Source organism: Cellulosimicrobium sp. GQ32 (assembly GCF_059758455.1).
In genome coordinates this window covers 82,970-105,567 of sequence record NZ_JCAXEP010000004.1, presented here as the reverse complement: position 1 = coordinate 105,567, position 22,598 = coordinate 82,970, and the positions used below count along the sequence as shown (strand labels likewise).

The 22,598-nt window shown below is 73.1% G+C and carries 12 protein-coding genes; 7 read left to right on the top strand and 5 right to left on the bottom strand.

What is annotated here, in order from left to right; all coding sequences use genetic code 11:
- Positions 1–212: 212 nt before the first annotated feature.
- Positions 213–2,444, bottom strand: a complete 2,232-nt coding sequence (gene glgB / locus AC6CH9_RS08555) for a 1,4-alpha-glucan branching protein GlgB (protein ID WP_498154499.1) — start codon at positions 2,442–2,444, stop codon at positions 213–215.
- Positions 2,445–2,542: 98 nt separating this feature from the next.
- A complete protein-coding gene (locus AC6CH9_RS08550) occupies positions 2,543–3,991 on the bottom strand; it encodes a glycosyl hydrolase (protein WP_498154498.1) in 1,449 nt (482 codons plus the stop codon).
- 283 nt (positions 3,992–4,274) lie between these two features.
- On the opposite strand from AC6CH9_RS08550, the gene AC6CH9_RS08545 reads away from it, so the two are divergent.
- Both AC6CH9_RS08545 and AC6CH9_RS08540 read left to right on the top strand, forming a co-directional pair.
- On the top strand, positions 4,275–7,721 hold the full coding sequence (locus tag AC6CH9_RS08545) for a cellulase family glycosylhydrolase (protein ID WP_498154497.1): 3,447 nt from the start codon (positions 4,275–4,277) through the stop codon (positions 7,719–7,721).
- Between the two features lie 151 nt (positions 7,722–7,872).
- A complete protein-coding gene (locus AC6CH9_RS08540; RefSeq protein ID WP_498154496.1) occupies positions 7,873–8,496 on the top strand; it encodes a LysE family transporter in 624 nt (207 codons plus the stop codon).
- Between the two features lie 111 nt (positions 8,497–8,607).
- Here AC6CH9_RS08540 and AC6CH9_RS08535 read toward each other — a convergent pair whose 3' ends face one another.
- Complete coding sequence (locus tag AC6CH9_RS08535; RefSeq protein ID WP_498154495.1) at positions 8,608–12,174, bottom strand: glycosyl hydrolase; 3,567 nt, start codon at positions 12,172–12,174, stop codon at positions 8,608–8,610.
- A 283-nt stretch (positions 12,175–12,457) separates the two neighbouring features.
- Positions 12,458–13,474 carry a LacI family DNA-binding transcriptional regulator gene (locus AC6CH9_RS08530; RefSeq protein ID WP_498154494.1) on the bottom strand — a complete coding sequence of 339 codons (1,017 nt, stop codon included), beginning with the start codon at positions 13,472–13,474 and terminating at the stop codon, positions 12,458–12,460.
- Between the two features lie 164 nt (positions 13,475–13,638).
- On the opposite strand from AC6CH9_RS08530, the gene AC6CH9_RS08525 reads away from it, so the two are divergent.
- From AC6CH9_RS08525 to AC6CH9_RS08505, 5 genes are all read left to right on the top strand, one after another.
- Positions 13,639–14,658: a LacI family DNA-binding transcriptional regulator gene (locus AC6CH9_RS08525; RefSeq protein WP_498154493.1), complete on the top strand. Its 1,020-nt coding sequence runs from the start codon at positions 13,639–13,641 to the stop codon at positions 14,656–14,658.
- A gap of 200 nt (positions 14,659–14,858) precedes the next feature.
- Positions 14,859–16,169: an ABC transporter substrate-binding protein gene (locus AC6CH9_RS08520; protein ID WP_498154492.1), complete on the top strand. Its 1,311-nt coding sequence runs from the start codon at positions 14,859–14,861 to the stop codon at positions 16,167–16,169.
- 126 nt (positions 16,170–16,295) lie between these two features.
- The gene (locus AC6CH9_RS08515; RefSeq protein ID WP_498154491.1) at positions 16,296–17,255 is read left to right on the top strand and encodes a carbohydrate ABC transporter permease; all 960 of its coding nucleotides are present in this window, start codon (positions 16,296–16,298) and stop codon (positions 17,253–17,255) included.
- The gene (locus AC6CH9_RS08510) at positions 17,252–18,256 is read left to right on the top strand and encodes a carbohydrate ABC transporter permease (RefSeq protein WP_498154490.1); all 1,005 of its coding nucleotides are present in this window, start codon (positions 17,252–17,254) and stop codon (positions 18,254–18,256) included. The genes AC6CH9_RS08515 and AC6CH9_RS08510 overlap by 4 nt, the downstream gene beginning before the upstream one ends.
- Positions 18,253–20,901, top strand: a complete 2,649-nt coding sequence (locus tag AC6CH9_RS08505; RefSeq protein ID WP_498154489.1) for a glycoside hydrolase family 2 protein — start codon at positions 18,253–18,255, stop codon at positions 20,899–20,901. Before AC6CH9_RS08510 ends, AC6CH9_RS08505 begins: the two co-directional genes overlap by 4 nt.
- 58 nt (positions 20,902–20,959) lie before the next feature.
- Here AC6CH9_RS08505 and AC6CH9_RS08500 read toward each other — a convergent pair whose 3' ends face one another.
- Complete coding sequence (locus AC6CH9_RS08500) at positions 20,960–22,525, bottom strand: aminoglycoside phosphotransferase (protein ID WP_498154488.1); 1,566 nt, start codon at positions 22,523–22,525, stop codon at positions 20,960–20,962.
- Positions 22,526–22,598 lie beyond the last annotated feature (73 nt).

The window sequence follows — 22,598 nt, the reverse complement described above, 5'->3', positions numbered from 1 at the left end:
GAGGGATTCACCGCACAAGGCGAGACGAAGCCGGGTGGGTGGGGTGGTGGCGCCGGGTCGCGGCGGGCCTGGCGGGAGCCGCGAGGGACGAGCGGCGGATGGTAGACCCGGCGCCACCACCCCACCCACCACCCAGGGTGACCAGACCTCGAGGTCGGCAGACCAGACCTCGATGTCGGCGGACCAGACCTCGATGTCGGCGGACCAGACCTCTACCTCGGCGACGGGACGAGGTACAGCGCGCCGAGCGGAGGCAGGCGCAGGGCCGCGGAGTGCGCACGGCCCTTCCACGGGACGGCCTCCGCCTCGACCTCGCCGAGGTTGCCGACGCCGGACCCGCCGTAGACCTCGGCGTCGGTGTTGAGCACCTCGCGCCACGCCCCGCCGGACGGCAGCGCGACGCGGTAGCCCTCGTGCGGCGTGCCGGCGAAGTTCACGACGACCGCGACCTCGCTGCCGTCGCGCCCGCGGCGCACGAAGGCGAGGACGTTGTGGTCGGCGTCGTCGGCATCCAGCCACTCGAAGCCGACGGGGTCGTGGTCGAGCTCCCAGAGCGCGGGGGTCGCGCGGTAGAGGGCGTTGAGGTCGCGCACCGCGCGCTGGACGCCCTGCCGCCCGGGGTCGGCGGCGAGGCCGTCCCAATCGAGCGACCGGCCCTCGTTCCACTCGGAGTGCTGGCCGATCTCGCTGCCCATGAAGAGGAGCTGCTTGCCGGGGTGGGACCACTGGTAGGCGAGGAACGCGCGCACGCCGGCGCGCTTCTGCCAGTCGTCGCCGGGCATCTTGCCGTAGAGCGAGCCCTTGCCGTGCACGACCTCGTCGTGGCTGATCGGCAGGACGAACTGCTCGGAGTAGGCGTAGACCATCGAGAAGGTGATCTCGTGGTGGTGGTAGCGCCGGTTGATGGGCTCCTCGGCGACGTAGCGCAGGGAGTCGTTCATCCAGCCCATGTTCCACTTGAGCCCGAACCCGAGGCCGCCGGACGAGGTCGGCCGGGTCACGCCGGGCCAGGCCGTCGACTCCTCGGCGATCATCATGACGCCGGGCGTGCGCCGGTAGGCGGTGGCGTTGGCCTCCTGGAGGAACGCGATGGCCTCGAGGTTCTCGCGGCCGCCGTGCACGTTGGGGTGCCACTGGCCGGGGCCGCGCGAGTAGTCGAGGTAGAGCATGGACGCGACGGCGTCGACGCGCAGCGCGTCGACGTGGAACTCCTCGAGCCAGTAGGTCGCGTTGGCGACGAGGAAGTTGCGGACCTCGTTGCGACCGAAGTCGAAGACGAACGTGCCCCAGTCGGGCTGCTCGCCGCGCAGCGGGTCGGCGTGCTCGTAGCAGGGCGTGCCGTCGAAGCGGGCGAGGGCCCACTCGTCGCGCGGGAAGTGCGCGGGGACCCAGTCGACGACGACGCCGATCCCGGCGGCGTGCAGGCGGTCGACGAGGTAGCGGAAGTCGTCGGGGTGGCCGAAGCGTGACGTCGGCGCGTAGTAGCCGGTGACCTGGTAGCCCCACGACCCGCCGAACGGGTGCTCGGCGACGGGCAGGAGCTCGACGTGCGTGAAGCCCTGCTCGACGACGTAGGCGGTGAGCTGCTCGGCGAGGTCGCGGTACGACAGGCCCTGGCGCCACGACCCGAGGTGCACCTCGTAGATGCTGAGGGGCTGCGTGTGCGGGTCGTGGGCGGCGCGCGCGGCCAGCCAGGCGTCGTCGGACCACACGAACTGCGACTCGACGACGATGCTCGCCGTCGCGGGCGGCACCTCCGCCGCCTTGGCGAGCGGGTCCGCCTTCTGCCGCCACGAGCCGTCGGGGCCGAGGATCTCGTACTTGTAGCGAGCGCCCGCGCCCACGCCGGGGACGAACAGCTCCCAGACGCCGCTCGAGCCGAGCGAGCGCATCGGGTGCGTCGCGCCCCAGCCGTTGAAGTCGCCGATGACCCGGACCGCGCGTGCGTTGGGTGCCCACACGGCGAACGCGGTGCCGCTGGTGTCGCCGAGCGTGCTGGGGTACGTGCGCAGGTTGGCCCCGAGGGCGCGCCACAGCTCCTCGTGCCGCCCCTCCCGGATGAGGTGCAGGTCCACCTCGCCGAGCGTGGGCAGGAAGCGGTAGGGGTCGTCGGCGGTCGTGGCCTCGTGGCCGTAGCGCGCCCGGACGCGGTAGTCGGGGGCGTGCCGGGTCCCGTCGGCGTCCTGGTGCACCGGGACGACGGCGGCCCACACGCCGTCCTGCTCGTGCGCGGCCGCGTGCTCGCCGTCGGTCGTGACGACGACGACCTCGTCGGCGAGCGGGCGCAGGACCCGGACGACGGCGCGCGCGTCGCCGGCGTCGGGCGCCAGGTGCGGGCCGAGCACGGCGTGCGGGTCGAACGTGCGGCCCGCTGCCGCGGCCGCGAGCGCGTCCGCGGGCACGACGACGGGGGGCGGGGTGGTGGAGTCGGCTGGCCCGGTCATGAGGCAACCTTTCCACGTCGGCTCGCTGCGCACCTGACAGGCTCGCCCGGCGATCGCGAGGGGGCGCTCACGACCGCCGGGCGAGCCGGACCGGGGAGTCAGGACGGCAGGGTCCACCGTTGGTTCGCGGTGCCCGTGCAGTCCCAGACCTGGAGCCGCGTCCCGTCCGCCGACGACTGGCTCGTGACGTCGAGGCACTTGTTCGCCTGCGGGTTGCGCAGGGACTGCGTCGCGGCCGAGTACACCCACTGCTGCGCGCCCGAGCCGTTGCAGTCCCAGATCTGGACCACCGTGCCGTTGGCCGTGCCCTGGCCGGCGACGTCCAGGCACCTCCCCGCGTTCGGGTTGCGGATCGTGCCGTCGGAGCGCACCTCCCACGTCTGCGCGACGCCCGGCGCGCACGTGTAGAGCTGGACGGCGGTCCCGTTGGCGGTGCCCGATGCGGCGACGTCGACGCACTTGCCGGCGAGCCCGACGATCGCGCCGGTCGCGGGAGACGGGCCGGGCTCGGGCGACCCGCCGCCGGAGCCGAGCTGCACCTCGCCCTGGTTGAGCACGCGCGGGTGGAAGTACGCCGCCTGGATCTCCGCGTTCGTGTTGCTCCCGCGCAGCTGCTCGGACCAGACCATGAAGTAGCTCCAGCGCGGCTGGGCCGTGAGGAGCGCGTCGTTCGGGACCTTGCCCATCTCGGCGATCGCGAGGGGCTTGCTCCCGGCGATGGACTGGAGCTGCTGGTAGTCGGACTGGCTGGGGTGGTTCTTGTACCAGACGTCGAGGCTCACGACGTCGACGTACGAGCTGCCGGGGTAGTAGCTCGCCCAGTTCGCGTTCGGGTTGTCCTGGACGTTCCAGACCCAGATGAGGTTGTCGAGCCCCTGGGAGTCGAAGTAGTCCTTCATCTGCTGGTAGATCTTCGCGCCGCCGTTGACCCCTGCGCGGCCGCCCCACCAGTTCCACGTCTCGTTCATCTCGTGGAACGGCCGCCACAGCACGGGCACCCCGGCGTCCTTGAGCTGGCGCAGGTACGGCACGACCTCGGCCATGCGCGCGCGCCAGGTCTGGTTGAGCGCGGTGCCGCCCGTGACGACCTGCTCGAACTGGCTCTGGCTGATCTGCGTCTTGACGCCGCCCTCGAACTCGCACGTCCCCGGGCCGGTCGGGGAGCACGCGTGCCACGTGAGCGCGACGAGCGATCCGTTCGCCCACTCCGTCTTCGCCTGGTCGACGACGCGCTGCCGGTTCGCCTGGTCCTGGCCCCGGAACATCATGTCGCCGCCCCACAGGCCCGGGTACTGACCCGTGATGTCGCGCACCTGCTGCGTGTACTGGCCGGGTGCCGAGGCCGGCTCCTTGTTGTGCTGGCCCGAGACGATCGAGGTCCCGGTGATGGACCGCAGGTAGTCGATCACCGCCTGCTTGTCGCGTGCCGGGAAGGCGTGCGCGGCAGGGGCCGTCGGGACGAGCGTGGCCACGAGCAGGGCTGCGAGGCCCACGGCGAGCGCGGCGAGGGCTCGTCGTGGGGCGCTCGGGCGGGCCGTCGTCGTCACGTCGGGTCGAGGCCCGGATGCGTTGCCGGGTCTGCCGTGGGCTGGGGTGAGGTGTCGCATGCGTCCTCCGCGTCGTTGCGTGAGTGGTGCCTGACGGGCGGCAACGGTAGTACCGCGCCGACAGGTCTGTCTACCGTTGTCATGAACCGCTTAATGCCTTGTTATCACCAGCCCCAGTGGTAGGAGCGATTACATCGTGACAGCGTTGACATGATTCACCACCACGATCTACGGTCGCCCTGCGTCGGGCGGCCGACGCGCCACCGACGCGAAGGAGCGGACGATGACCCCACGACGACTGCGCGCGGCGAGGCCCCGCGCAGGCAACGCCGAGACCCACCGCGGCCGACCGCACGCCGGACGCCGACCACCTGCCGGACGCCGACCGCTCGGGCTGGCGACCGCCGTCGTGCTGGCGCTCGTGGGTACGGTCGTCCCGGTCGGCGCCGCCGCAGGCAGCGCGGGTGGCAGCCCGACCAGCACCGCTGCTGCCGCCCCGACGAAGGAGAACCCCGCCGTGAGCGCACCCCTCGGCGAGAGCCGCAACACCTCGTTCGTCGAGCGCGACGGCACGCGCCTCGTCCTCGACGGAGAGACGTTCCGTTTCAGCGGGACGAACATCTACTGGCTCGGCCTCGACGAGAACGTCCCGCCCGGTGTGGTCGACTACCCGACGTTCTTCCGCATCCGCGACGCGCTCGACACGGCGTCGAACCTCGGGGTGACGGTCGTGCGCTCGCACATGCTCGCCTCGACGGGTACGCCGCTCGCGATCCTCCCGTCGAAGGAGGCGGGGTACGACGCCGACGCGTTCGCGAGCATCGACTACGCGGTCGCCTACGCCGCCTCGAAGGGCATCCGCCTGATCCTGCCGCTGACCGACGAGTGGGCGTACTACCACGGCGGGCACCGCGACTTCGGCGCCCCGTACGGGCTGTGCGCGCCGACGTCCCCGCTGACGCCGTGCGCGGAGTTCTACTCCGACCCGCGGGTCGTCGCGGACTTCACGGACTACGTGCACCACGTCATGGACCACGTGAACCCGTACACCGGGCTCGCGCTCAAGGACGACCCGACGGTCCTCGCGTGGGAGCTCGGCAACGAGCTCGAGGGCATGACGCCGCAGTGGGTCGAGCACGTCGCCACCGAGATCTCCGAGCGCGCGCCGCGCCAGCTCGTCGCGGCGGGCAAGCGGTTCGGCATCGACGACGACACGCTCGCGTCCCCGCTCGTCGACATCGTCGACGTGCACTACTACCCGCCGACGGTGAGCGGCGTCCGCGCGGACGCGGCCCGCATCACCGACGCCGGGAAGGTGTACGTCGCCGGCGAGTACGCCTCGACCGCCGCGACACCCGAGCTGCTCGAGCCGCTCGCGGCCGAGCCCGAGGTCACCGGGATGATGTTCTGGTCGCTCTTCGGGCACGACGACGCGTCCGGCCTCGTCCCGCACGACGACGGCTTCACGCTGCACTACCCGGGCACCGACGACCGCATGCGCGGCAACGTCGCGGCGATCCGCGACTTCTCGGCGACGCTCGCGGGCGCCCCGGTCCCCGTCGAGGTGGGGCAGCCGCTCGTGACGTCGGTCGGCAGCACCTACGGGTTCCACGAGGTGTCGTGGCGCGGGGCCGCGGGCGCGGCGACGTACCGGGTCGAGCGCGCGGCGGTGTCCGACGGCGTTCCGACCGGGCCGTTCGAGGCCGTCGCCGAGGGCCTCACGGACACGGGCGAGCCGTACCTCGACACGTCCGCGGGCGGCGACGCGGCCTACCGTGTCGTCCCGGTCGGAACGGACGGCGCGGACGGGCCGGCCTCGGAGCCGGTCGTCGTCGCGGCGGGCGAGCAGGTCCTCGTCGACCCGCTCGAGACGCAGCGCCCGCTCGTCGACGACGCCGGGCTGCGCGTCACGCCCGACGGCGACGTCGCGCTCCTCGGCCCGGCCGGCGACGGCGCCGCGCACGCGACGTGGGCCCATGACGGCCTGAGCGGCGCGGAGCTGCGCGTGCGGTCGACGACCGCCGCCGACGTCGCGGCGCTCGCCGTGGAGACCAGCGCCGACGGCGAGACGTGGGCCGCGGCGAGCACCGCCGTCGGGCCGGACGGGGAAGGGTGCTTCCGGGTCTCCGTGTCCGCGGCGCAGGGCGAGCGGCTGCGCGTCACGTGGCCCGCGGGCGCGTCGGCGCGGCTCGAGCGCGTCACGCTGCGCGGCGCCGCCGACCTGCCCGTGGTCGACGACGCTCTGGACGACCTGTCGGGGGCGAGCGTCGAGGGGTCGGTCGGCATCGACACCGGCAACCCGGGCCTGTTCGGCGGCGACGCCGGGCGGGCGAAGCGCGACGCGCCCGGCGCGGCGTCGCTCGCGTGGGAGGCGGACGGCCTCACGCGCCTCGAGGCGACGGGGTGGTACTGGCCCGACGCCGAGCCGGCCCACCTCACATTCGAGGCGCGGGTCGGCGGCACTTGGCAGGGCCTCGACGTCGCGGTCGCCGGCGCTCCGGGGGCCGTGGGTGGCGCGTGGGGGCGCTTCGCGTACACCGCGCCCCTGCCCGCGGGGACCGACGCGGTGCGCGTCGCCTGGCCCGCCGACGCGACGCCCGAGTGGGCGCAGCAGCTCGGCCAGGTGCGCCTGTTCGGCACGGGCGGGGAGCTCGCCGCTCCGGGCGCGTTCGCAGCCCTCGCGCCCGACGACGGCGCGTCCGCCCTGCGCGGCACGCCGACCCTGCGGTGGGAGCCGGCCGCGCAGGCAGCGACCTACCGCGTGACGCTCGCCCGGACCGACGCCGCCGGCACGCCGCTCCTGTCCGCGGAGGTGCGCGGCACGAGCCTCGCGCCAGCCGTGGAGCTCGAGCCCGCGACGTCGTACACGTGGCACGTCGCGGCGCTGAACGGTGCGGGGAGCACGGGCATGACGGGCGGGCCGCGGACCTTCGCGACCGACGCGCTGCCGACTGAGCCGCTCGTGGTCGAGGACTACGAGGGCTTCGCCGACGACGCGGCGCTCACCGCCGCGCACCGCGCGAACACCGGGGGAGACCCGATCACGGCGACGCTCGTCCCCGGCGCCGACGGCGGTCTGGCGATGCGGCTCACGACGACGCTCGCGTCGTCCGGGTACGCGGGCGTGACCCGCACGTTCGACGCGCCGCAGTCGTGGTGGGGCTACGAGGGCCTCGACCTGTGGCTCGACCGCTCCGGCCTCGGCGTGGGCCAGAGAGTCACCGTGCAGGTCGTCGCCGGCGGCCAGTTCTGGGAGACCGTGCTGCCCGATGTGGGCCCGCAGCCGGCGGGGGTCGTGCACGTGCCGTTCGCGGACCTCGCGCTCCCGCCGTGGGCGGGCGGCGGCGGTCGCCCGGACCTCCAGACGATCACGGAGATCTCGTTCTACCTCGGGGGCGGCGGGCCGGCGGTGCTCGTCGTCGACGACGTGCGGACCGCCGTGGTGGGACCGGACGTGCCCGTGACGGTCGAGGCGTCCTCGCGGTGTCTCGCCGGGAAGGCGTACGTCGCCGTCCGGGCGACGAACGACGGCGACGCGCCCGTCGCCGTGACGCTCGGCACGCCGTACGGGAGCAAGGTCTTCGCGGCCGTCGCGCCGGGGGCCAACGCGTACCAGTCGTTCGCGGTCCGAGCGACGTCGGCGCCCGGAGGGGCGGCGGCCGTCACCGTCGCGTCGGGTGACGACACCGTCGCGCTCGACGTCCCGTACCCGGCGGTCGCCTGCGGCTGAGGACAAGGCCCGACGACGGCCCGCGCGACCCAGAAGGGCCGGGCGGGCCGTCGTCGTGCCCGGGGCACTCCGCTCTGGGTGCACGGCGCTCTGGGTACGCGGCGCGCTCGGCCTGCTCGGCGACCGCCGGCGGGCGCCTATCCTGTCCGCCATGGCGTGGTCGGTCTGGACGACCCTGGCGGCCGCCGGGGTGCTCATCTCGCTCACGCCGGGCGCGGGAGCGGTCAACACGATGGCCAACTCGATCGGCGTCGGGTGGGCGCGCTCCATCTGGGGGATCCTCGGCCAGCAGCTCGCCCTCGTCGCGCACGTCGCGATCGTGGCGGCCGGCGTCGGCGTGCTCGTCGCGGGCTCGCCCGTCCTGTTCGACGTCGTCAGGTACGGCGGCGCCGCCTACCTCGTCTACCTCGGGATCCGGCAGTGGCGGTCGCGTCCGAGCAGCGACGACGGCGAGGCCGTCGCGCGCGGACCGGAGTCGCGGTGGTCCATGGTCCGGCGTGGGCTCCTCGTCAACCTCACGAACCCGAAGGCGATCGTCTTCTTCCTCGCGTTCATCCCGCAGTTCGTCCGGCCGGACCGCCCGCTGCTGCCGCAGTACGTCGTGCTCGGGGTGACGGTCGTCGTGATCGACGTGCTCGTCATGTGGTTCTTCTTCGCGACCGCGGCCACGGGGCTGCGGCGGCTGACCCGCAGCCCGCGCGGGCAGCGCACCGTCAACCGGCTCTTCGGCGGCCTCTTCGTCGGGGTCGGCGTCCTGCTCGCCGCCGTCCACTGAGCTGCCGTCCTACCAAGAGCGGGGCTTCTCCTGCGCGACGACGCCCCCGACGCCCCATGCGGGCGTCAGGGGCGTCGCCCGTCGTCGGACGACGTGCGGGAAGGTCGGACGCTACCCGCAGGTCGCGGCGTCATAGGGGGCGTCGAGCGTCGTGACGGCGCCGTCGCCCGCGGTGACGGTGACGGTCGCTGTCCCCGCCGCGACAGCCGTCGCCCGCGAGGCGAACGACTGGTACGCGTTCGAGCCGGGCCCCACGGTCGAGTACGTCCTGCTGCCGTACGGCGTGGTGAGGGTGATGCCGACCGGGGCGCCACCGTCGTTCGCCGCCCGCACCGCGACGTACGCCTTCCCGGCGAGGCAACGTGCCGACGCCTCGACCGAGACCGACTGGCCGTCGTCGCGCGACTGCGTGAAGAGCCAGTCCAGGACGACCGGGTTCGCGTAGGTCGGGATCCACGACGAGTGCGGGTACGCCGGCCGGTCCGGCGTGCCCGTCGTGCCGGGCGAGTACGCGGTGTGGAGCACGTCGCTCCCGGCCGCGCGGGCCTCGTCCCACAGCGCCTGTGCCCGCGCCGCGGCCGCGTCGCGCGGGAGGTTGCCCGCCCACTCGCCGCGCGTCACGACGGCGCCCGCACGCTCGAGGCCCTCGAGGGCGGTGAGGGTGAGGCCGTATGGCGCCGTCGGGTCGTCGATCGCATGGTGCACCCAGACCGGCAGGTCGGCGATCTGCGCCGTGAGCTCGGCCGACTCACCACCTGCGACGAGCAGCGCTCCGGCGAAGAGGTCGCCGTCCTCGGCGAGCAGCGGCCAGCTCGCGCGCGAGCCGCGCGAGAGCCCGGTGAGGTACACGCGGTCGGGGTCGACCGGGTAGCGGTCGACCAGGTCCTCGACCATCCCGACGAGCGCCTCGCGCCCGGAGGGCGTGAGCCAGTCCTGGTCGGGCGCGCGCTGCGGCGACAGGACGAACGCCGGGTCGCTCGCCTGGCGCTCGGGCGCGGCGAACGCGACCGAGAGCTGGTTGCCGAGGAGCTGGACGGCGTTGTCGGTGCCGGTCTCGCCCGTGCCGTGGAGCGTGAGCACGAGCGGGTAGAGCGTGTCGTCGTCCGGCGCGTCGCGGTACGCGTGCGGGGTGAAGAGCCGGTACCGGAACGCGTCGCCCGGTCCGTCCCACACCCCGGCCTCGTACTCGTCGACGACGGGCGTGTCGACCGCCGACGCCGCGACCGGCCCGTCGGACGCGGGCAGGGTCGTCCCGCCGACGTGCACGTCGGCGACCTGGGTCACCGAGTACGCGGCGGCCAGGTCGTAGGTCTGCGTCGTCCCGGAGTAGAACGTCCCGGCCGCGTTGGTGTCGGAGGTGTCGAGCTCCAGGACGACCCACTCGCCCGGCACGGGTTCCTGCCCGGGTGAGCCGGCGCCGTCGGGCCATGCGGCGCCGTCGGGACCCGCCGCGGTGTAGGCCCGGACCACGGTGCGCGGGCCGTCCGACGACGTGTCCGGCGTCGGGCCGTCGAGGTCCGCCCGCACGGCGAACGCCGCCGGGTCGAGCTCGCCCGCGGGGAGGGGCGCGGAGTAGCGCACCGCGAGCGCGGCGACCTCGTACCCGTGCGGGTTCACGACGCCGACGACGCGCGCGTCCGTGGCCGTCGGTGTCGCCGTGTTGTCACGCGTCGTGAACCGGGGCAGCCCCGCGGCGCCGATACTGTGCTCGTAGAACGTCGCCATGGCCTGCGGCGTGTTGTGGTTCCACGTCCGCACACCCCACGGCATGGCGAGCGACCAGTCCGGCTGCGCGGCGATCTCGTCCTGCGTCGGGAAGACGAACGTCTCGCCGACGATCATCGGCTTGCCGTCGCGCTGCGCGATGCGCTGCGCCTGCTCGTAGTGCCGCGGCGCGTAGCCCTCGACGTCGTAGAAGTCGACGGACAGCACGTCGTAGTAGTCCGCGCCGGGGCTGAAGCTCGACCAGTCGTCGGCGTCGTACTCGGGCAGCCCGCCCTCGAGGCCCTCGTAGCGGTCGAACTTGGGATCGCCGTCGGCGAAGCCGTAGTCGTCGGGCAGGTCCTGGACGTTCCAGACCCACACGATGTTCGACAGACCCTTCTCCTGCTCCAGGTAGTCGTGGACCATGCGGTACAGGCCGGCGCTGCCGTCGAGCCCGGGCCGCCCGCCCCACCAGAACACGTGCTGGTTCATCTCGTGGAACGGGCGCAGCATGACCGTCACGCCCGCGTCCTCGAGCGGCTGGAGCAGGCGCGCGTACTCGTCCAGGCGCAGCTTCCAGTTCTCGTTGAGCGGCGAGCCGTCTGTGAGCAGCTCGTCCCACCGGTCCTCGTAGAGGAACGAGTAGATCCGGTTGGGGCTCGGGAGCGTCTCGTGCGCCTGGTCGCCGCCCCAGCCGCCCTGCACCTCCTGGGCCACGGTGTACTGCGGCGGCGAGACGTGGAACATGATCTGCACCAGGTTCCCCGCGTCCCACTGACGGCGGACCTCGTCGATCATGTTCTGCCGGTACGGCACGGTCTGGCCCGTGAGGAAGTCCGCGCTGTACAGCGCGGGATAGACGCCGAACTCGTTGGCGACGCGCTGGTGCAGCACGTCGTTCGCCGCGGGGTTCGCGTACGACTGGTCGTGGTGCATCGCGGAGAGCATCCCGGTCCCGGTGATCGCGTCGAGGTAGTCGACGACGTCGACGGGCGCGGTCAGGTCAGTCACCTCGATCTCGAGGTGGGTGTCCACGTCGACGGCGAACGTCGTGCCCGCGCCGCCGTCCTCGGCCGGGACGAAGAGGCGCACCTGGTGGAGGTGGACGCCGATCGTGCCCTCGGCGCGGAAGTCGCCCTTGGGCTCGGGTCGGGTCGCGTCGCGCAGGACCGCCTGGTCGTCGGAGGTCCACGTCGCCTGGACGACGCGCGTGCCGTCGGGCACGAGGGCGTGCTCGGCGAGCAGCGTGAGGAGGTTCCCGGCGCCGTCGGTGCGCAGCTGCGTCGCGGGGAACGTCACCTCCGGGACCGGCGGTGCGACGTCGAACAGCAGGTCGATCTCGTCGACCACGATGGTGCCTCCCGTCCCCGCCCCGACCTGGTTGACGTAGAGCGCGAACGAGGTGATCCCGCTCGTGCGCAGGGTGCCGGTCCCGGACTTGGGGCGGAAGTCCTCGATCGGGACGCGCACACGCTGCGGCGCCGTCGACGTCGGGTCGAACCCCGCGACGTCGTTCAGGTGCGCCTCGAACGACGCGCCGTCGGAGAGCTGCAGCAGCACGTCCTGACCGGGCGTCCCGTTCGTGATCCACAGCTCGACCGCCTGCAGGCCGGGCCAGTAGCCGTCGACCGCGCGCGAGCGACCCGAGTAGCCGTTGGTGAACGCGTAGTCGAACCGCATCGCGGTCCCGAGGTCCTCGCCCTCGGCGTCGAACGGCGAGTCGACGAGCGTCGCCGTGTTCGTCCCGCCGTTCGTGTTGCGGGGGTACAGCGACGACAGCGCGGCATCGTCGCCGTAGCCGTCGAAGTCGTCGAGGCTCACGACGACGGGCCCGTCGTCCGGTGGATCGGCGGCGGTGGGCCACGTCGTCGGGCCGGGGGAGGACCACGCGGGCGTCGCCGCGAGCGTGAGCGTCGCGAGGAGCGACAGCACCGCCGCAGCGGCTGTGGCGCACCGACGTGAGCGTCGGGACATGAGGACTCCTTCGTCCGAGGGGTGTGCTGACCCAGCGGACGCTAGGGCCGAGCTCGTCGAATGTCAACGTTGACATCGCGTCGAAGCGGCGAAGAAACCTGCTGTTGTAGCGACGTGTCGGAACGATCGACAACCTCGCGAATGCCATCGTTGGCACACTGGACTGCTCAAGATGTGGACGTGCGATCGTGAGGCGGCGCTCGCGAGGTTCGACCTCGCGAGCGTGGTCCGACCCGGTGAGCGGTCTCCGGGCCCGGCGATCTGATCTCGGGTGTCCGGGCCGCTAGCTCGAGCGAGCGGGCGGACGCTCGCCGGAGCCGCGGGCGACGAGGTGGGTGGGGATGCGGACGTGGACCGGTGCGCCCTGCGGGTCGGCGAGCCGTTCGAGGACGCGGCGTGCGGCGGCGCGGCCGATCTCGCGGGTGTCGTAGGCGACGACGCTGAACCCGAAGGCGTCGGCGAGGTCGAAGTCGTCGAACCCGACGTACGCGAGGTCGTCGCGCGCGGGACCGAGCGCGCGGACGAGCGCCGCGCTCGCGCGGTTGTTGCCGGTGACGATCGCTGTCGGGGGGTCCGGCTGGTCGAGGACGTCCAGCACCGCGGCCTCGGTGCTCCTCCCGCCGGCGTCGTCGAGGCGCTCCCACGGCGACGGGTCCGTGACGCCCACCTCGCGCAGGGCCTCCCGGTACCCCGCGAGCCGTTCCGCGTGGGTGTACAGGTCCCCCGGGCTGCACACGAACGCGACGCGGCGGTGGCCGAGCCGCGTGAGCGCCCGGACCGCCTCCGCGGTCCCCTCCCGGTTGTCGAGGACGACCGAGTCGGCGAGGAGGTTGTGCGCGGGGCGGTCGATCGTCACGACGGGCGTGCCGAGCCGGCGCTCGCTCTCGAGGTACGACTGGTCCTGCGCGATCGGGACGAGGACGAGCGCGCGGACGCGCTGGGCGAGCAGCGTCCCGGCGACGCGCTCCTCCTCGGCGGGGTCGTCCTCGGTCGCCGTGAGGACCATCGTCAGACCGTGCTGCGCGAGCTCGCGCTCCATGCCGGCGGCGACCTGGAAGTAGAACGGGTTGGTGAGGTCGCCGAGCACGAAGCCGACGGCGGACGAGACCCCGCCGTGGCGGAGGTCGCGCGCGAGGAGGTTGGGCCGGAAGCTCAGGCGCGCGGCGGCCTCCTCGATACGGCGCCGGGTGTCGGGGGAGACGTTGGTGCTGCCGTCGTAGACGCGGGAGACGGTCTTGGCGCTCACCCCGGCGAGCCGCGCGACGTCGGCCAGAGTGGCTCGTTGCTGCGGCTTCTGCACGGGCCGACCCTAGCAGCGGCGACGGGGACGGGCGGCCGGGCGCTGCGGTGTCCGGTCGGTCGCCGCGGCCGTGTGCCGAGGCGCGGCAGTTGACAGGTGAAGCGCTTCAGTGCAGCGTGTGGGCGACGGCACGGGGGTCGTCCCGACGACGAGGAGAGCGCACCATGGCCCGGATCACGATCGCGGACATCGCCCGGCGGGCAGGGGTGTCCACGGGTGCGGTGTCGTACGCGCTGAACAACCGACCAGGGGTGTCGGCCGAGACCCGGTCGCGCATCCTCGGCGTCGCCGCGGAGCTGGGCTGGGAGCCGAGCTCGGCCGCGCGCTCGCTCTCGGGGGCGCGCACGGAGACCGTGGGCCTGGTGCTCGCGCGCGACCCGAGCACGCTCGGCTTCGAGTCGTTCTACATGCAGTTCATCGCGGGCATCGAGTCCGAGCTCGCGGCACGGTCGTACGGCCTGCTCCTCCAGGTGGTCCCCGACCTCGACGCCGAGCTGCGCGCCTACCGCAAGTGGCGGGCCGCGCGCCGGGTCGACGGCGTCGTGACGGTCGATCTCCGCCTCGACGACCCGCGCGTCGCCTGGCTGTCCGAGCCGGACGCGATCCCCGCCGTCGTGGTGGGCGACCCGGCGCTCGCCGGCGACCTCACGAACGTGTGGACCGACGACGCCTCGGCCATGCGCGAGTCGGTCCGCTACCTGCATGCCGTGGGTCACCGGCGCATCGCGCGCGTCGCGGGGGTCACGAGCTTCGGGCACACGCACATCCGCGACGTGGCGTTCCGCGAGGAGGTGGCGCGCCTCGGCGTGAGCGGGGAGATCGGACGGACCGACTACACGGCCGACCAGGGGGCGAGCGCCACACGCACGCTCCTCACGGGGCCGGAGCGGCCGACGGCGATCATCTACGACAACGACGTCATGGCACTCGCGGGTCTCGGCGTGGCGAGCGAGCTGGGCGTCCGGGTGCCCGCGGACCTGTCGATCATCGCCTGGGACGACTCGCCGCTGTGCCAGGCGACGTACCCCCGGCTGTCGGCCCTGAGCCACGACGTGACGAGCTTCGGCGCCCACGTCGCGAGGCGGTTGTTCGACCGCATCGACGGCCGGGCGGGCGGCAGCTTCCTGGACTCCACGCCGACGCTGCGCCCCCGGGGCACGACCGCGCGTCGCGTCGAGAGCTGACGCCGCCCGACCCAGGCCCTCCCGTCGTCGTGATCGAACCGTGACCAGGCGTCGTTGACTTACGACAACTTAACCGCTTCACTCGTCCTCATCGACATCGGACCTGATCATCCGGTGCACCAGACGGCCGAACGGCTTAAGCGCTGTATCCGCACCGGGGCGGCGCGCACTGTCAACGACGACGAGAATGAGGGATCGAGATGGCGAAGAGGCGCATCCTTGCCGCGAGCACGGCCGCAGCCATGGTGCTCGTGCTGGGAGCCTGCTCCGGCGGCTCCACCGGCGGGGGCGACGGGGACGGCGACGGCCCGTCGGGGACGATCACCGTCCTGACGAACCGCACGGACATCGTCGACACCGTGCTCCAGGACTACGTGACCGAGTTCCAGAAGACCTACCCGGACGTCGACGTCGAGTTCGAGGCGGTGACGGACTACGAGGGCGACGTCTCGATCCGCCTCAACTCCGGCGACTACGGCGACGTCCTGCTCATCCCGAACACCGTCGACGCAGACCAGCTCTCGACCTTCTTCGAGCCCCTCGGGACGGTCGACGAGCTCGGCGAGGAGTACCGCTTCATCCACGACAAGGCGTACGAGGGCCAGGTCTACGGCCTCGCGACGTTCGGGACCGCGATGGGCTACGTGCTCAACAAGCCGGTCTGGGAGAAGGCGGGGATCACCGAGCCGCCGGCGACGCCCGAGGAGTTCCTCGACGCGCTGGAGGCGATCAAGGACAGCTCGCCCGACACCATCCCGTACTACACGAACTACGCGGACGGCTGGCCGCTCACGCAGTGGCAGTCCAACCAGGGCTCGATCGACGGCCCGGAGGCCGTGAACCTGCGCACCGAGCAGGACGCGCCGTGGACCGAGGGCGAGGAGCAGTACGCGATCGACTCGCTCCTGTTCGACGTCGTGGAGGCCGGCCTCTCCGAGCCCGACCCGACCACGACGAACTGGGAGGAGTCCAAGAACCTCGTCGGCACCGGCCAGGTCGCGAGCATGGTGCTCGGCTCGTGGGCCGTGACGCAGATGCAGGACGCCGCGGAGGCGGCGGGCAACCCGCGCGAGGACATCGGGTTCTGGCCGATGCCGTGGCAGACGGACGGCGCGTTCCACTCCACGGTCGGCGCCGACTACAAGCTCGCGATCTCCAAGCACTCGGAGAACAAGGAGGCCGCCGAGGCGTGGCTGTACTGGTTCCTCGACGAGTCGGGCTTCGCCGCGAGCCAGGGCGGGATCGCGCCGCAGGTGGACGGCGAGTCGCCGGAGATCCTCGCCGACTTCGAGACGTTCGGCGTCGAGGAGGTCGAGATCGCCCCAGCCCCGGAGGGCGAGGAGAACCTCCTGGCCGACATCTACAACGCCGCAGAGATCGACCTCAACGGCGACCAGTTCCGGCGCCAGTACATCGACGTCGCGCGCGGCGCGGCGGACGGCGACAAGGTGTCGTTCTTCGCCGACCTCAACGACCGCTGGGCGACGGCCCGCGCCGAGGTCGTCGGCTGACGAGGCGGGCGGCCGCGCGCCGACGGCGCGCGGCCGCCCCGCCCGGGGCGCGACCGCCCCCGGCACGAGCCTCGCCGGCCCCGGCGAGCGACGACCCAGCGAGCACGAACGAAGGAGGCGACTGCGATGGCCGCGGTCACCGGACCGGCCGGTGCGCTCCCAGCGACGCGCCCGGCACGCCTGAGGGGACGACGTCGTCCCGCCCCGGGCGGGGGAGCGACCAAGGGCGGGTGGCGGGTCACGCCGTGGCTCTTCCTGCTCGTCCCCGTGGGCATGCTGCTGCTCTTCACCTACGTCCCCGTGGCGAACATGGTGTGGTACAGCTTCACGTCCTGGGACGGGCTCGACCCCGTCAAGGAGCCCGTCGGCTGGAAGAACTACGTCGAGATCTTCACTCGACCAGAGATCTTCCGCGTGTTCCTCGTGAGCCTGTACTACCTCGTGGGCGCCGCCGTGCAGCTCGTCCTCGCGCTGTACTTCGCGACGATCCTCAGCTTCAGCACGCGGTTCCGGAACTGGTTCAAGGGGATCCTCTTCTTCCCCTACCTCATCAACGGGGTCGCGATCGGGCTCGTCTTCCTCTACTTCTTCCGGCCCGGCGGGACGCTCGACGCGTTCCTCGCCGCGTTCGGGTTCACCGAGCCGCCGCTGTGGCTGGGCGACCCGTCGCTCGTCAACGTCTCGCTCGCCGCGACGAGCGTGTGGCGCTACATGGGCCTGAACTTCGTGCTCTTCCTCGGGGCGATCCAGTCGATCCCGAACGAGCTCTACGAGGCGGCCGACCTCGACGGCGCCAACGCCTGGCAGAAGTTCCGCTTCATCATCGCCCCCGGGATCCGGCAGATCATCGGGCTGTCGGTGATCCTCGCGGTGTCGGGCGCGCTGTCGGTGTTCGAGATGCCGTTCATCATGACGGGCGGCGCGAACGGGTCGGAGACCTTCGTCATCCAGACCGTCAACACAGCCTTCACGTTCTCGAAGGTGGGTCTCGCCTCGGCGATGGCCGTCGTCCTGCTGATCATCGTCCTGCTCATCTCGTGGGTGCAGCGACGCATCGTCCCCGACGAGAGAGGTGATCTCGTATGAGCGCCGCACCGCTGCGCACGTCCGCCGCGCACGACGACGCCTCCCGGGCGGAGGACGCCCCGGCGCCCCGGACGGCCCCCGGTCCGCGCGACATGGCCGCCCCGCCGCTCCCCGCGCCGTCGGCCGCCGACCGCGTCCGGGCCGGCTGGGTGCGCTGGACGCGCGGGGCGAGCCCCGTCCTGGGGCCAGTCGGCACCACGCTCAAGTACGCGTCGCTGGTCGTGGCGTGCCTCGTCGCAGTCGTGCCGCTCGTGACGATCTTCATGGCGTCGTTCAAGACGCAGGCCGAGTTCCGCGAGACCGGGCCGCTCGACCCGCCGTCGAGCTGGACGAACCTCGACAACTTCGTCACGGCCTTCACGCGCGGCGGCATGCTCCAGGGGTTCGTCAACACGACGATCATCCTCGTGGTCGCCCTCACCGGGACCATCATCATCGGGACGATGGCCGCCTACGCGATCGACCGCTTCACGTTCCGGGGCCAGCGACTCGTCGTCGGGGCGTTCCTGCTCGCGACGCTCGTGCCCGGGGTCACGACGCAGGTCGCGACGTTCCAGATCGTCAGCGGCCTCGGCCTGTTCAACACCCGGTGGGCCGCGATCGTCCTGTTCATGGGCACCGACATCATCTCGATCTACATCTTCCTCCAGTTCATGAAGTCGATCCCGCGGTCGCTCGACGAGGCGGCCATGCTCGACGGCGCGAACCGCCTGACGATCTACGCGCGCATCGTCTTCCCGCTGCTCAAGCCCGCGATCGCGACCGTGATCATCATCAAGGGCATCGCGATCTACAACGAGTTCTACCTGCCCTGGCTCTACATGCCGAAGCGAGACCTCGGCGTCATCTCGACGTCGCTGTTCCGCTTCAAGGGCCCCTTCGGCGCACAGTGGGAGGTGATCTCCGCCGGGACCGTGCTCGTCATCGTCCCGACGCTGGTCGCGTTCCTGCTGCTGCAGCGCTACATCTACAACGGACTGACCTCAGGAGCCACCAAGTGACGAGCACGACCGCCCCGACGCCGACCGCACCCGCCGTGCCGGTGACCGACTCCGCACGCCTCGTCCGGCGCGAGCTCCACGCAGGCTGGACGGCGCGCGCCGTCGCGGGGCCGGTTCCCGCGCACGTCGTGGGCGTCGAGGTCCCCGCGTCGGTCCCCGGCAGCGCCCACACCGACCTGCTCGCGGCGGGGCTGATCCCCGACCCCTACCTCGACGACCACGAGAACCTCGTCGCGTGGGTGGGGCGCTGCGACTGGGAGTACCGGACGACGTTCGCCTGGTCCGCAGCGGACGCACCCGCCCTGGATCGCCACGACCTCGTGTTCGACGGGCTCGACACCGTCGCGACGGTGTCGCTCAACGGCACGCGCATCCTGAGCGCGCGCAACCAGTTCCGCACGTTCCGCGTTGCCGTGGCGGACCTGCTGCGCGTGGGCGAGAACGAGCTCGTCGTGCGGTTCACGTCCCCCGTGCGGTACGCCGACCGCGAGTCCCTCGCGCTCGGCTACCGCCCGCAGGTCAACAAGCACCCGTACAACGCGATCCGCAAGTCCGCGTGCAGCTTCGGGTGGGACTGGGGGATCGACGCGCCGTCGGTGGGGCTGTGGAAGCCCGTGCGCCTCGAGTCGTGGTCCACGGCGCGGGTCGCGTCGGTGCGCCCGCTCGTCTCGGTCGACCTGCCCGACGACGCGTCCTCCCGGGCGGGTCACCTCGCCACGGCGCCGGGCCGGGTCGCGGTGCACGTCGACGTGGAGCGCGCCCCGCTCGACCCGGACGCCCCCGGAGCTGCCGGCGACGGGCCGCTCGCTCTGCGCGTCGCGCTCCGCGGCCCCTCGGGCCACCACGGCGCCGAGGTGGTGCTCTCCGCGGGGGCGACGACCGCCGTCGTGCCGGTGGACGTCCCGGACGCGGCGCTGTGGTGGCCGCGCGGGTACGGGGCGCAGCCGTTGTACGACGTCGAGGTGACGCTCACCGCGGGCGACGGTGCGCTCGACGGGTGGGCCGGGCGCACAGGGTTCCGCGACGCGCGGCTCGACCTCACTCCAGACGAGCACGGTACGTCGTTCACGGTCGTGGTCAACGGGCGTGCGGTGTGGGTCAAGGGCGCGAACTGGATCCCCGACGACGTGTTCGTGCACCGCGTGACGCGCGAGCGCTACGCCGCCCGGCTCGACCAGGCGGAGCTCGCGAACATGAACCTTCTGCGCGTGTGGGGCGGGGGCATCTACGAGGCCGACGACTTCTACGACCTGTGCGACGAGCGCGGCATCCTCACGTGGCAGGACTTCGCGTTCGCGTGCGCCGCGTACTCCGAGGACGAGCCGCTGCGGTCGGAGGTCGAGGCCGAGGCGCGCGACAACGTCACGCGCCTGGCCCCGCACCCGAGCCTCGTCGTGTGGAACGGGAGCAACGAGAACATCTGGGGCTTCGGCGCGTGGGGCTGGGAGCTGCGGCTCGAGGGCAAGTCGTGGGGGCTGGGGTACTACACCGAGCTGCTGCCGGGCGTGCTCGCCGAGCTCGACGGGACGCGCCCGTACACGCCGTCGAGCCCGTGGTCGGGAAGCCTCGACGTGCACCCCAACGACCCCGACCACGGCTCGATGCACTCGTGGGAGCTGTGGAACCGGCAGGACTGGCCGCGCTACCGCGACGACGTGCCGCGCTTCATGGCGGAGTTCGGCTGGCAGGGCCCGCCCACGTGGTCGACGCTCACGCGCGCGATCAGCGACGACCCGCTCACGCCCGAGTCGCCCGGCATGCTCGTGCACCAGAAGGCTGCGCAGGGCAACGACAAGCTCACCGACGGCCTCGTGCGGCACGTGCCGCTGCCGGACGACATGGAGGACTGGCACTGGGCGATGTCCTGGAACCAGGCGGTCGCCGTGCAGGTCGCGGTCGAGCACCTGCGCTCGTGGGCGCCCCGCACGATGGGCTCCGTGGTGTGGCAGCTCAACGACTGCTGGCCTGTGACGTCCTGGGCCGCGGTGGACGGCGACGGGCGTGCCAAGCCCCTCCTGCACGCCCTCGCGCACGCGCACGCCGACCGCCTCGTCACCGTCCAGCCGCGGTCCGCGGAGGGCGGCGTCCCGGCCGGCGACGAGACCGACCGGCTCGTCGTGGTCGTGGCCAACGACTCGGACGAGGCGTGGTCGGGCGACCTGGTGGTGCGACGCCTGTCGTTCGACGGCACGGAGCGGCGGGCGACGTCGGTCCCGACCTGGGTCGACGCGCGTGGGACCACCAGCGTCGAGGTGCCGCGCGACGTCGCGACGCCCGACGACGCGACGGCCGAGCTGCTCGTCGCGACGCTCGGCGACGCCCGCGGGCTGTGGTGGTTCGCCGAGCCGCGCGACGCGTCGCTCACGCCGCCGCGCCTCGTCACCGAGGTGCACCGCGAGCCCGCAGGCTGGGCCGTGCGGGTGACGGCGGAGAACCTCGTGCGCGACGTCGCGCTCCTGGCCGACAAGCTCCACCCGGGCCTGCACGCGGACGACATGCTCGTCACGCTCCTGCCCGGCGAGTCCGTGACGTTCCACGTCACCGGGCTTGACGCGGCGCTCGCGGGCGTCGAGCCCGGGGCCCTCGTCGCCCCGCGCGTGCTGCGCTCGACGAACCAGCTCGTCACCGGCCGCGGCCGGCGCTGAACCGTCATCGAGGGAGGGCCCGGCGAGCGACCGGGTTCCTCCCTCCAGGGCTCCCGGGTCAGGCGTTGCCCGCGAGCAGGCGGTCCACGGCGGCGAGCGGGATGGGCTCCCAGTCGGGGCGGTTGCGCGACTCGTACACGACCTCGTACAGCGCCTTGTCGAGCGTGAGCGCCCGCACGAGCGCCTCGGACGTCGCGCGGTCGACGCCGGCGGTGTCGGCCCGGTCGTACGCGTCGAGGAACGCGGTGCGTGCCTGGACGGCCCACGCGGCGTCGCGCGCACGCCCCACGGCGGCCGCGTAGTCGAACGACCGCACGATCCCGGCGACGTCGCGCAGCGCGAGGTCCGGGCGCGTGCGCTCCGCGACGGGCCGCAGGGGCTCGCCCTCGAAGTCGAGCACCTTCCAGCCGAACCGGCGTGCGTGCAGCACCTGGCCGAGGTGCAGGTCGCCGTGGACGGTCTGGAGCCGGGGGAGGGCGTCCGGCACGCGCGTGACGTTCGCGAGGCGCGCCGACGTGCGGTCCCAGAAGGCGGCGACGTCCGCCGCGCGCCGCCCGAGCGCGCCGGAGGACGCGACGGCCTCGTCCGCGCGCCGGCGCAGGTCCGCGACGAGCCAGCGCGCGTCGACGGGCGAGCCGACGCCGAACGCACTGCGGAGCGCGCCGTGCAGGTCGGCGAGGACGCGTCCCAGGTCGGCCGCGAGGTCGGCGAACGAGGCGTCCTGCCCCGCGTAGGAGCAGGCGAGGTCGAACCCGTCGCGCGCGCCCTCGACGAACTCGCTGAGGATCGCCAGGTGCGCGGAGCGGGGCGCCTCCGCGCCCGGGGCGGTGCCCGACGGCGGTGCCTCGCCCCCCGCGGTCGGCTCGCCCGGTCGGTGGTCCGCGCCCGGGTCGACGGCGACCGGGTCGTCCGCCGCGTCCCACCGCACCTCGAGCCACGCGAGCGGCCGGGGCACCCCGGCCCAGCCCTGGGCCGCCAGCGCGCGGGGGATGGTCACGTCGGGGTTGGGCCCGATCGCGATGGCGCGCAGCACCTTGAGCATGCTCCCGCCGGCGACCCGCGGCAGCAGCACCGAGCTGTTCGACTGCTCGACGCTCAGCGCGCGTCCACCGGTGAGGTCGGTGTCGGCGTCGGGGCCCCCGCCGCGGGGACTCCCCCCGTCCGGTGCTGTGCCGCGGCTCTCCCACTCCGCCACGGCCAGGAGGGCCGCCCAGCACGCGGGGTGCGCGGCGCCGTCGTGCACGACCCACCCGGCGTCGTCGCCGCCGCCCGGGGCGAGCGTCCCGATCGGCGCCGCGCCGCCCGTCGTCGCGCCGCCCGGGGGCGCACTGCCTGGCGGCGCGCCGGCCGGCGGGATCGCCGGCTCGAGCACGAGGGGCACCTGGACGACGAGGTCCACGCCGTCGCCGACGAGCCGCAGCAGGTGGAGCTCGACCCGCGTCCCCGGCCACGCGCCGTCGGGCGGGCCGGGCGTGGCGGACGCCGGGACGTCGAGCGCGAAGGAGAGCCAGGGCACGTGGCGCACGGCGACCCCCTTCACGGGGTACCACCGCCGCGCGGGCAGCCAGGCGTCCAGGAGCTCGATGAGCTCTGCCGAGGGCAGATCCGTCCGTCGCACCGCCACGCCGAGCCTCCTCCGTCGGGTCAGCCCTATGCCATCACGCCTCGGCTCTTCACGCCGGGCCAGGCAGAGGACC